Annotated in this window: 11 protein-coding genes and 1 riboswitch; of the genes, 4 read left to right on the top strand and 7 right to left on the bottom strand. The window is 49.7% G+C overall.

The window, feature by feature from the left end:
- Positions 1–33: 33 nt before the first annotated feature.
- The 3 genes from AC3IRK_RS13200 to AC3IRK_RS13190 all read right to left on the bottom strand — a co-directional run bounded on the left by AC3IRK_RS13200 (position 34) and on the right by AC3IRK_RS13190 (position 3,139).
- On the bottom strand, positions 34–699 hold the full coding sequence (locus AC3IRK_RS13200) for a methionine ABC transporter permease (RefSeq protein WP_131972255.1): 666 nt from the start codon (positions 697–699) through the stop codon (positions 34–36).
- Complete coding sequence (locus AC3IRK_RS13195; RefSeq protein WP_131972256.1) at positions 689–1,702, bottom strand: methionine ABC transporter ATP-binding protein; 1,014 nt, start codon at positions 1,700–1,702, stop codon at positions 689–691. Before AC3IRK_RS13195 ends, AC3IRK_RS13200 begins: the two co-directional genes overlap by 11 nt.
- 83 nt (positions 1,703–1,785) lie before the next feature.
- Positions 1,786–1,889, bottom strand: a riboswitch (SAM riboswitch).
- A 62-nt stretch (positions 1,890–1,951) separates the two neighbouring features.
- A complete protein-coding gene (locus AC3IRK_RS13190) occupies positions 1,952–3,139 on the bottom strand; it encodes an aminotransferase class I/II-fold pyridoxal phosphate-dependent enzyme (protein ID WP_131972257.1) in 1,188 nt (395 codons plus the stop codon).
- Positions 3,140–3,302: 163 nt separating this feature from the next.
- Between AC3IRK_RS13190 and AC3IRK_RS13185 the strand changes: the two genes are divergently transcribed.
- Positions 3,303–4,913: an alpha-glucosidase gene (locus AC3IRK_RS13185; RefSeq protein WP_214767466.1), complete on the top strand. Its 1,611-nt coding sequence runs from the start codon at positions 3,303–3,305 to the stop codon at positions 4,911–4,913.
- 101 nt (positions 4,914–5,014) lie between these two features.
- Here AC3IRK_RS13185 and AC3IRK_RS13180 read toward each other — a convergent pair whose 3' ends face one another.
- The 4 genes from AC3IRK_RS13180 to AC3IRK_RS13165 all read right to left on the bottom strand — a co-directional run bounded on the left by AC3IRK_RS13180 (position 5,015) and on the right by AC3IRK_RS13165 (position 7,622).
- Entirely contained in the window at positions 5,015–5,743 is a 729-nt protein-coding gene (locus AC3IRK_RS13180) for an MBL fold metallo-hydrolase (RefSeq protein WP_188004712.1), read from the bottom strand.
- Positions 5,744–5,845: 102 nt separating this feature from the next.
- Positions 5,846–6,649 (bottom strand): SMP-30/gluconolactonase/LRE family protein, encoded by an 804-nt coding sequence (locus tag AC3IRK_RS13175; RefSeq protein ID WP_214767472.1) that lies wholly within the window; start codon positions 6,647–6,649, stop codon positions 5,846–5,848.
- Positions 6,650–6,685: 36 nt separating this feature from the next.
- On the bottom strand, positions 6,686–7,210 hold the full coding sequence (locus tag AC3IRK_RS13170; protein WP_489170061.1) for a YceI family protein: 525 nt from the start codon (positions 7,208–7,210) through the stop codon (positions 6,686–6,688).
- Between the two features lie 148 nt (positions 7,211–7,358).
- A complete protein-coding gene (locus AC3IRK_RS13165) occupies positions 7,359–7,622 on the bottom strand; it encodes a metal-sensitive transcriptional regulator (protein WP_012371399.1) in 264 nt (87 codons plus the stop codon).
- A gap of 229 nt (positions 7,623–7,851) precedes the next feature.
- On the opposite strand from AC3IRK_RS13165, the gene AC3IRK_RS13160 reads away from it, so the two are divergent.
- The 3 genes from AC3IRK_RS13160 (at position 7,852) to AC3IRK_RS13150 (ending at position 11,394) form a co-directional block, all read left to right on the top strand.
- Positions 7,852–8,397 (top strand): RNA polymerase sigma factor, encoded by a 546-nt coding sequence (locus AC3IRK_RS13160; RefSeq protein WP_012371398.1) that lies wholly within the window; start codon positions 7,852–7,854, stop codon positions 8,395–8,397.
- A complete protein-coding gene (locus AC3IRK_RS13155; protein WP_188004708.1) occupies positions 8,397–9,155 on the top strand; it encodes an anti-sigma factor in 759 nt (252 codons plus the stop codon). Before AC3IRK_RS13160 ends, AC3IRK_RS13155 begins: the two co-directional genes overlap by 1 nt.
- 196 nt (positions 9,156–9,351) lie before the next feature.
- Complete coding sequence (locus tag AC3IRK_RS13150; RefSeq protein WP_131972263.1) at positions 9,352–11,394, top strand: putative bifunctional diguanylate cyclase/phosphodiesterase; 2,043 nt, start codon at positions 9,352–9,354, stop codon at positions 11,392–11,394.
- The last annotated feature ends 244 nt before the right edge of the window (positions 11,395–11,638 follow it).

Below are 11,638 nucleotides of genomic sequence, written 5' to 3'. Positions count from 1 at the left end.
TTCATTCTCTCCCTTACGATTCTCTATTTTTGGTTAACGCTTATCAGCACGACGGGCCAAAACATTGCCGAGCCCTTGAATACTTTGAACAATGATAACGAGGACGACGATCGTCACAATCATGACGACATTGTCGTACCGGTAATAGCCGAAGCGGATGGCCAGGTCACCGACGCCGCCACCACCGACGATACCGGCCATGGCGGAAAATCCGATCAGACTGATGGTCGTCAAAGTGACGGCTTGAATGATGCCGGGAAGGGCTTCCGGTAAGAGTGCACTGATGATGATCCGAAACGGTGTCGCACCACAGGCTTCTGCTGCTTCGATTAATCCCGGTGGAATCTCACGGAGCGATGTCTCGACCAGTCGGGCGAGAAACGGAATGGCGGCGACACTCAGGCTGACGGAAGCAGCAGTCGGTCCAATTGTATTATCGAGTAACAGTTGTGTCAGCGGAATCAACGCGACGAGCAGGATGATGAACGGTAACGAACGGACGATATTAACGAAAAAGTCCAAGATGCTGCGAACGACGACGTTTTGGAAAAATAGTCCCCGGTCCGTGATGAACAGTAAGATCCCGAGTGGAATCCCGATGATGAGGGCGAAGCCGAGTGAGATTCCGACCATCAAAGCCGTTTCCGCTAACGCTTTCGCAAGATCCGGTAACATGGTTTCAATCCGTTCAAGCCACATCCTGGATCACCTCAAGCGTGTGAAGTTGTTCTTCGAGCCACGTCAAGGAGCGGTTCACGTGAAGGGTCGGACCGGTCAAACTGACAATCAGCACTCCGAAAGCGACGTTCTGGATATAGTCGACCTTACCGTGGAGGATGCTGACGGAAATATCAAACTGTTTAATTGCTTCCGATAACGTACTTTCACCGGTCTTTTCACCTGTGAATTGCAGGCGGATAATTTTTCCCGGTGTCGTTCGCAAGATCCGTTCCGGTAACTCGATCTGGAGTGCCGTATCGACATAATGTTTCGTGACATCATGTGCCGGCTGACTGAACAGGTCGTATGTACGGGCGACTTCAACGACTTCACCTTGCGCCATGACGGCAACCCGGTGACAAATCTGTTTGACGACATCGATTTCATGGGTAATGAGAATGATCGTCAGGCCAAGCCGTTCATTCAAGTCTTTCAGCAGTTCGAGAATTTGCAGCGTCGTGACCGGATCAAGAGCGGACGTCGCTTCGTCACATAACAGGACACTCGGATTATTCGCAAGGGCGCGGGCAATCCCGACCCGTTGCTTTTGACCGCCGCTGAGCTGACTCGGGAAATTCGTCTCGAAGCCTTCGAGTCCGACCAGGGAGACGAGCTCTTTGATCCGTTGCGGGAAGTCAGTCCGTTTGACGCCGGCAGCCTTTAAGGCGAAGGCGATATTATCGGCGACGTTCCGGGATTGAATCAATTGGAAGTGTTGAAAGATCATCCCGATGTTCAAACGCAGTTCACGTAAGCTGCCTTTGGAGAGGCCGGACAGATTAGTGCCCGATACTTTAACCGTTCCTTGTGTCGGTGTCTCCAGTCCGTTGATCAGACGGAGCAGGGTGCTTTTTCCGGCACCGGATTCACCGATGATGCCAAAGATTTCACCTTGCTGAATCGTTAAATTGACGTCACGTAAGGCAAAAATGGGTGTCCGGTCACGAACGAACCGTTTAGTGATCCCTTTAAATTCAATCATCTGTCGTTTCCTCCCTATACAAAAAAATCGCCTTTTTCCAGTTAAGAGCAACCAGAAAAAAGCGACGAAGTGTAAGATTTCGTAACTTATCTCTCAGAATGAAACATTCTGTAGGATGTGGCACCGTTCCTTAAAGGTGGTTGCCGGACGTCGTTGGGCCTAATCCCTCGGTCGCTCTCGATAAGTAGATATGCTGTTGGGACTTACTGTAACGGAAATCATTCCCATTTGTCAAACGTTTTTTCAGAATTATTCCGCAACGGTCTGGCGAAACAGATTCAATTGACCAATCCGTTCAGCTGCTTCGACGAGTCGTTCGGCGTCAGCAATCAGGCTGATCCGGACGTAACCTTCCCCGTATTCGCCGAAGAAATGTCCCGGTGTAACGGCGACATGCGCTTCGTCGAGCAGGTGATCGGTAAAGCTTTGGGACGTGTAGCCGGACGGGACCGGCAACCAGACGAAGAACGAACCGCCCGGGATCGGTCCGTCCCAACTGATTTCCTGTAACTTGCCGAACAAGGCATCACGCCGCGCTTCATACAGAGCGCTCAGTTCGCGGACACACGTCTGATCGCTTGAAAGAGCGACGGTTGCTGCCTGTTGAATCGGTGTGAAAGCACTGACGTATAAGTGTTCCTGGTACGTCTCGATACTTGCGATGACGGACGGATTCCCGATGGCGAAGGCGATTCGGAAACCGGACATGTTAAAACGTTTCGATAATGAAAACAGTTCGATTCCGACGTCTTTTGCGCCTTCCGTCTGGAGGAAACTGCGGGTCGGACCGTCGAAGCTGATTCCGCCGTAGGCGAGGTCGTGGACGACGCAAATGTCGTTCGCATCAGCGAAGGAAACCGTTTGCTCGAAGGCTTCCGCTGTTGCCGTCGCCCCGGTCGGATTGCTCGGGTAGTTGAGGAACAACATCCGGGCCCGTTCGACATCTGTCGTATCAAGTAACGTGTAGTCAGGTAAAAAAGCATTTTCCGCAAGGAGCGGCAATGTGATCGGGTAAGCTCCGGCAAGGGCGGCGCCGGATAAGTAATCCGGGTATCCGGGATCAGGAACAATGACACCTTCACCGGGATTGACGATCGTTTGCGGTAAAGCGACGATACCGGCTTTGCTGCCGAGCAAAATGGCGACTTCAGAGGCCGGATCGATGTTTACGCCAAACTCTGACTGATAAAAATCCGCGACAGCCTGTTTGAGGAAATCGTGTCCGCGAAATGGCGGGTACTGGAGGTTTGAAGCGTCATTGATTGCTTCTTTCAAGGCATCCAGAATATGTACGGGTGTCGTCTGATCCGGTGTTCCCTGACCAAGCGTGATGACGTCATGACCAGCAGCCTTGACGGCACCGATCCGCTGGGCGAGCTCGGCGAAGACCGGAGCGGGTAACCGATCAATCGCAATCGATGGGGCGAAATGTTTCATCTGTCTTCCTCCTTGTTGGGTATTGTCGTCAAGGATAACGAATTTTCAGAAAAAAGAAAAGAGTTTTTTAATAATTGCTGATAATTGGGAAAAAGAACCGATGGCTTTCGTGTTTTTGATACACTGAACTAGAATACGATTGAATCACAAAGGAGCTGATGGGATGAATCGGGCCTGGTGGAAAGAAGCCGTTGTCTATCAAGTGTATTGGCGCAGTTTTAAAGATTCGAACGGAGACGGGATGGGCGATTTACGCGGAGTAATTGAAAAACTCGATTACATCGCTTCCCTTGGTGTCGATGTCATCTGGTTAAATCCCTGTTATACATCACCGGATGTCGATAACGGATACGACATTTCGGATTATTACTCGATTATGCCGAAGGCGGGAACGATGTCGGATCTGGAAGAACTGATTGCGTCCGCCCATGAACGGGGACTGAAACTGATTCTTGATTTGGTCGTCAATCATACGAGTGATCAACACACGTGGTTTAAAGAATCCCGCAGCAGTCGGACAAACGAGAAAGCCGATTGGTACATTTGGCGGGACGGGGTCAAAGGAACACCGCCGAACAATTGGCGGTCGTATTTTGCGCCGAGCCCTTGGACGTGGGATGAGACACGCCAGCAGTATTACTTCCATTCCTTTGCATCGGAGCAACCGGACTTGAACTGGGAACATCCTGCAGTCCGGCAGGCTGTGTATACGATGATGCGGTGGTGGGCCGAGAAAGGAATCGACGGCTTCAGGATGGATGTCATCAACCTGATCAAGAAACGGGCGACGTATGATGATGTCGCAGATCCTCTGAATTTATCCTACTTAGGGAACCAGCCGGGCATTCATGAATTCTTGCAGGAGATGCACCAGGAAGTACTGGCGGGAACCGATCTCTTTACCGTCGGTGAGATTCCGTTCGTCGGCCCGGAAGACGGGTTACTGTATGTCGGTGAGGAACGGAATGAGTTGCGGACGCTGTTTCACTTCGAAGTCGCGGATGACATGGAGACGATGGATTTACCGCGCTTCAAACAAATCCAGAAGCGCTGGTACGAAGCGCTTTATCCGAGCGGAGTCGCGTCACAGTTTTTGAATAACCATGACCACACCCGTCAGGTGACCCGGTTCGGAAGCGAACGGTATCGTGTCGAAAGTGCCAAGCTACTGGGCTTGATGCTGCACACGTTACCGGGCATCCCGTACATTTATCAGGGTGAAGAAATCGGCATGACCGGCATTCGTTTTTCTGATCCCGAGTCTTATCAGGACGTCGCATTTCGGAATCAATACGCCGAACGGATTGCCGCCGGCGAATCACCCGGAACCGTCCTGTCCTCGATGCAGTTGCGGGCGCGAGATAATTCACGGACACCGATGCAGTGGAATACCGGCAAAGCAGCCGGATTCACCGCAGCGACGCCATGGATGACGGTCAATCCGAACTACCGTGACATCAACGTCGAAACAGCGGAACAGGATCCGCATTCCGTGCTGGTGTTTTACCGGCAACTGATTGATTTACGGAAGACTCATCCGGTCATGGTTTACGGAGGTTATCGTGATCTGGCGATTCAGGATCCGTACCTGTATGTCTATGAACGGGTCCTGGGCGGAGTGGTTTGGCGGATCGTCTTGAACGTCCATGATGAACCGGTGACGACGACGTTTGGTTTACCGGAAGAACAGTTGATTCTGACGAATTATGAGACCGCGGACATCAATCGATTGGCACCGTACGAAGCCCGATTGTACCAATATGAGATGCCTTAACTGGCGGCGACGGTCAACAGAAAAAATCCGGACATCTTCTACTCTTCATTTCTAAATGAGGAGCAGGAAATGTCCGGATTTTTTTGAACCAGCTGATTTTTTTACGTATAACCGTTGCGCTTTTTCGAGGATAAGAGCTGTTCGAACCGGTCGACTGCCTGGCGCATATCGAAGCTTGGTGCGACGACGAGCGGTCCGTGACCGACTGCCAGGACGTCCGGTGTCAATTCCGTCAACTGATGTGCCGATTGGAGGGCGACTTCCTTATCCCAGGTCGCAAGTGACGGGAAGGGGAACTGCCAACGCGTGTCCCCCGAAACCGCCAGACCACCCTGAGTTTGGAAAGCGTCACCGGCAATCAACGTCCGACTGCCTTCATGCCAAAGGGAGATGGAACCCGGTGTGTGTCCCGGAGAAGCAATGACACTTAAACTGCCGATCTGTTGACCGCTTTCGAGCAACCGGTCCGGACGGGTTTTGATGTTTTTTGGAATGCCGCCTTTCAGCGGTGTCGTCTCGCCTTCGCGCAACGACTCATCCCCGCTGAGGAGAGCCGCATCCCGGTAACTGATCGAGACTTCGGCAAGCGGGAAAGCACTTGCTAAAAAATCAAGGGATCCGACGTGATCGGCATGCGCATGAGTCAGGATGATGGACTGTAACGGTTTGTCAAACGACTTGATGACGGAATAAATCGCTTTGGCATTCAGTGAAATCCCCGTATCAATCAGGGTGAGGCTGTCCGCTTCTTCAAATAAGTAACAGTTGACCGGGAAGAAGGACGGCGTTGTTTGCAGTTGATGAAGTCGTTCGATCGTCGAAATATGCATCCGATTACACTCCCTCGTCATAATATACACTTCTGTTTTAGTATCGCCTGTTTTAGTACAGACGTCTACAAAAAAACTCCCTCTCGTGAGGGAGCAAATGTGTTAATACGTCACTTCGAAAACGGCTCCGGCATGTTCGGAATCGTCCCCGTCTGCTGCTGTCGTGACCAGTAGACGGTCTTCGTACAGAATCGGACAAGTCGGGTTCGAAACCGGGAAATCAATCTGGGCGAGTTTTTCACCGGTTTCAAGATTCCAGCGTGTTAAGCATGATCCGGCATAATGGGCGATGAAGACATGACCTTCCGTGTCTTTGGTCATACCATCCGGGAAACCGTCTTCGTCCTCTAAGTCGATGGCCACCCGGCGGTTTGTCAACGGTTGATCCGCAGCATAGTCGAAGGCATAGACTTTTTTCGTCGGCGTATCGATGTGATAGAGTGTCTTACCGTCCTCGGACCAAACGAGTCCGTTCGAGTTCGTTAAGTTTTCGAGGAGGACATCGACGGAACCGTCATGACGCAGACGATAGAGGGAAGCGGTCTCGCCGTCCTCTTCATTGATACTTCCGGCCACATACTGACCCGATGGATCAAGTTTCCCGTCATTCATCCGGTCGGAGTCAGGAAGCGTCAATTGGGTTTCCAGTGAGAGGTGTCCTTCCTTTAAATCAAACGTTCCGAAACCATGTGCCGACGTGACACGAAGGAAATCCGGCGCATCCGTCAAAGCGATCGATGTGATGGCACTTGGTACTTGGTACGGTTTTAAAGCCTCTGTCGTTAAGTCATATGAAAAAAGAAGCTTGCCCGGAATATCGACGAAATAAAATCGTTTGGTTTTAGCGTCATACACCGGTGATTCCCCGGTCTTACATGCAACATCAATAAAAAGTGAAACTGTCATCTGATTTCCCCCTACGTCTACTATGATCTCTACTAATTACCCGTGAATGAACTCGAGGTGCAATTGGAACTTCACATCACTGCCGACCAGAACACCTCCGGCTTCGAGCGCGACGTTCCAGGTGAGATTGTAGTCTTCCCGTTTGATCTTCCCGTCGACTTCAAAACCGGAACGTGTATTACCCCAAGGATCAACACCGCTGCCTTCATACTCGACCTTAAACGTTTCTGTCCGCGTAACATCCTTAATCGTCAAATCACCGGTCACTTCATATTCGTCACCGGAGTGTTTTTTAAACGAAGTCACACGGTAAGTAATGTTCGGATACTGCTCGAAATCGAAGAAATCAGCTGATTTCAAATGTGTATCGCGGTCCGCACTGCGTGTGTCTATCGTAGCGACCGGAATCGTTACGACAGCAGAAGCGTTTTCCAAATCATGTGCTTCTCCACTGACATCGAAGGTAAAGTCACGAAACTCTCCTTTAACCTTTGAAATCATCATGTGTTTGACTGAGAATGTGATGGAGCTGTGGTCCTGATCGAGTTGATACGTAGCCATATTCGGTTCCTCCTCATGTTCAAGTCACTTTTCGTCATGCCTTTTATTGTTCCTTTTTATCTCGATTCCAAAACATACAGCGGAAACAAAAATAAGTCTTGCACCGCATCCAAGCAGAGCAAGACTATCAACGATTCCAAGGAATCGATTAGCGGCTTTTTACCAGCAAGTTAACGGCTTCCTTAACCAATTCCTCCGTCTGTCCTTCGCCGGATTGTTCGGCTTCTTTGACACACTCGATCAGATTGGAGCTGACGACGACACCAATCGTCCGGTCAATGGCGGAGCGGGCAGCCGACAGTTGCGTGATGACATCACGGCAATCCTGTCCTTCTTCCATCATTCGCAAGATACCGCGAAGTTGTCCTTCGATCCGGCTGACCCGGTTCTTCATTTTACGATCGTAATCCATTCATTTTCCTCCATTCTAAGATGCAATCCGTCTGTTCGATACCTTTATGCTATGCCCATCACGGTATTGCTGTCAATCTAACCGCTTTTTTCAGCTATATTTTTTAGCGGAATAGGGAATATGGATGTGGTGGACAAAAAAATGAAATAAAGTGAAAAAACTAAAACGATTTTGCGTCAGCTTGCGTATACTATATGATAAGGCTGACTGATCACCAAGGAGGAGAAGGATGCATACTCAATCCGATGAATCGCTTTATCATCAGATGCGCAGTGGAGATGAACAAGCTCTCGAAGTACTGTATGACAAGTATGAAAGACTGTTGTTCTCATTCGCTCATCGCTTTACGAACAATGATCGTTTATCAGAAGAAGTCATCCAGGAAGTCTGGATGAAGATTTGGAACGGACGGGTCGATTTTAATACCGATAAAGGAAAGTTCTCCTCTTGGATATTAACGATTACCCGCAATGCAGCGCTCGACTGTCTGAGACGCGAGAAACGCCAACCGACGATTGAAGTCGAGGAGCGGGACGGCGGATATGATGAACCGGTCGAACGGACGGTCATGCAGCGGGAAACGGCGACGGAAGTCCGCGATGCCGTCAATGAACTGAAACCCGATCAACAAGAGTTAATTGAACTCGTTTATTTTAAAGGCCTGACACAACAACAAATTTCAGATCAGCTTAATTTACCGCTTGGAACGGTGAAAACCAGAATAAGGAGTGCTATCCAGGCACTCCGGAAATTACTAGACGGGAGGGAACGTTGATGGAAGAACGTTGTCATGATTTAATCGATTACTTCAACGGAACATTATCAGCTGCCGATCGCGACGCGTTCGAGGCACACTTGGCGACTTGTGATGACTGCAAACAGGCGCTCCAAGAGATGCAAGACTTGATGCTGCCCATCGCGGAATCACTTCCGGAACGACCGATACCAACCGGCATGAAGTCAAGAATTCTCGGTGAAGTCCTTGGATCGACGAAACAAGGACAAAAACCGGTGCAAGCAGCAGTTGAAAAACCGGCTGTAGAGGAGACGCACTTGTCTGACCTCGACGCAGTACGATCGAAGAAAGAGAAAAAACGGTCTGTGCCGCTCGGATGGTTGATGAGTATCGCAGCCGCCTTGATCCTGTCACTTGGTGCCAACGCCTACTTCTTGTCGCAAGACGAGTCTTCTCCGGCGGAAGAGTTTGCGATGGACGAAGTCAAAGGAATGGGCAACTTTGAAAGTACGGCCTCAATTAAGGGGTCAAGCATGATTTTTACAAAAGATGATCAGGAATTCATGCTTGTCCAACTGAAAGATTTACCGCCGCTGAAGAAGGGTGAGTTGTATCAACTTTGGACGATTCAAGGTGATACGCCTCGTGCGAACGGGGTCATCGAACAGGACGGGGAAGCGGCAGCTGTCTTCCCGATCAAAGGAGACGGAACAATTGATGCGGTCGCCATCACAGTCGAACCTGAACCGGATTTAGAAAAACCGACCGGCGAAGTCGTGGCTTCCGTCGCGTTATAACAATCAGTGAATGAGAGATAACAGTAAGGGGATGCGATATCAACAGCATCCCTTTTTTTGTTCGTTTTTCGAGTATATCCGCCTTTTTTAGAAAAAAGCACACGCATTCTAATGAAATTTCTTCAGAAGACTGAAAAAATACCGGTAAGCAGACGATACTAATAGGAATGTCAGTCAAAAAAGAGAGGCACTTATCATGAATGAATGGATCACCTTAACGAAACATTACGAAGAGACACTGGTCATCCTATCGGTCATCGTGGCCATTGTCGGATCCTATGCCTCACTTGAATTAAATCGCCGGTTGGCAAAAGCCGTATCTTTAAAGAAAAGAGCATTGTTCGTCTCTTCCTTGACGATGGGATTATCCATTTGGGGTATGCACTTCGTTGGCATGGGGGCATTTGAGTTGGCGGTACCGGTCAAATACGACTGGGTGCTGATGTTCCTGTCAATCGTCCCCGCCGTGACGGCTGCCTGGATTGCCTTTTATCTCTTATATTATTCGGAGCTGACACGGAAAAAAGTCATCATTGCCGGAACGTTAATGGGGATGGGAATCGCCATGATGCATTATCTTGGTATGGTTGCGATGCAGTTCGATGGGGATGTCCGCTATGATGCGGCGTTATTCACGTTATCGATTGTGATTGCCATCACGGTCGCTTATGTCGCCCTCCTGTTGCTGTATATGACACGGCATGTCGATAAAAAACGAATTTTGATTCCCGTTGCCATCTTAATGGGGTTTGGTATTTCAACGATGCACTATGTCGGAATGCTCGGGACGACGTTTTGTGTTCCCGGTGCTTCGGGAGTGGACGTCTCAGCCAGCCCCGTCACATCAAATATCTTAAGCGACGTGGCAGTTCCGGTCTTTTTAATCGTTCTGTTGATCGTCGGACTGTATATTCATCTTGAACGGCGGGCCTTACAGATGATGGCGTATACGGATCATTTGACCGGATTGCACAATCGCCGTTGGCTGGATCATCATATGTCAAAAGTCGACGGACAATACAGCCGGACGAAAAAGCGGATGACGATGGCGTTGCTCGATCTGGACGGGTACAAATGGATCAATGATACATTCGGCTTTGATCAGGGAGACATCGTCATTCGGCAATTCTCGGACCGGATCAAAGCGTTACTTCAAGAAGATGAAGCTTGTATCCGTTACAATGGAACCCAATTTTTCCTGATTCAAAACATCCATCCCGATCTGCTCGAAGAGGCCTTCACGGATGTCCTGGAAGCAATCCGGCAACCGATTTTTCTCGACGGGCAGGAGATTCATTTGACTGCGACCATCGGCATCATCGTTCCGAATATTACGGATACACTGGAAATGCGGATTGGTCAGATGGAAAGCGCCCTGCGTGCAGGGAAAAATGAAGGACGGGACCGTTTTGTCATCTACGATGAACTGCTCCATTCGGATCGCCGGGAACAACAAATCGTCGGTTCCCTCCGTCGGGCCATGACGGACTTTAAAGAGTTTAATCTCGTCTATCAACCGAAAATTGCGCTGGCAACAGGCAAGGTCGAGCAGGCAGAAGTCCTGATTCGCTGGAATCATCCGAAATTCGGTTTCATTTCACCGGCGGAATTCATTCCACTCGCTGAAAAGTACAGTCTGATCCATCGGCTGACCCAGTGGGTACTGCAGGAAACTGTCAAGCAAATGGAAGTCTGGCGGGAAGAGGATCACTTCATCCGTCAAGTCTCCGTCAACCTGTCAGCGATGCATTTCCGGTCGGAATCGCATAATCTGATGATCAAGGAAATCGTTCATCATTCGTTGAAGAACGGCGGAGAATTGCAACTTCAACTGGAAATTACGGAGACATCCGTCATGGAAAATCTGGAGCGGGCCTTATTGATGCTCGGAGAATTAAAGCAATTGAGTTTGACGATTGCGCTCGATGACTTCGGGACAGGACTGTCCTCGCTGACGCATTTAAAGCATTTACCGATCGATATCTTGAAGATTGATAAATCATTCATTGATGAAGTACCGCATGATGAGCGGGGAACGGCGATTACCGAAATGATCATCCAGTTGGCGAAGAGTCTTGGGATTGAAGTGGTGGCGGAAGGCGTCGAGACGCTTGAGCAGCATGAATTCCTGAAACGACTCGGATGTGACTATGGACAGGGCTATTATTACAGCCGTCCGGTCAAGGTCAAGGATCTCGACCAGCAGACGATTGAACGAACTGTCCTGGATGTGGGCTGACAGCACATCCGTTCAATCCAATCCGTGTCTTTTTACGTATACTGGATAAGCACACGAGGAATATGTGTGCGATCATGGGGGACGCAATGGCTTCGTGAACGAATTCCGGGCAGGAATTTGTTCGACTTGTGCAAGATGCAGACAGAATCGCCGTACATTTCGATGGTTGCTCAGCTCTCTACTCAATCCAGTACCTGTCTGTCCATCACACTACAAAGGCAGCTTTCCACAAGGGAAGCTGCCT

It is taken from the genome of Exiguobacterium sp. GL_137, assembly GCF_057834585.1.
Note: the sequence above shows the minus strand (reverse complement) of the source record. Positions and strands in the feature narration are given on the sequence as shown.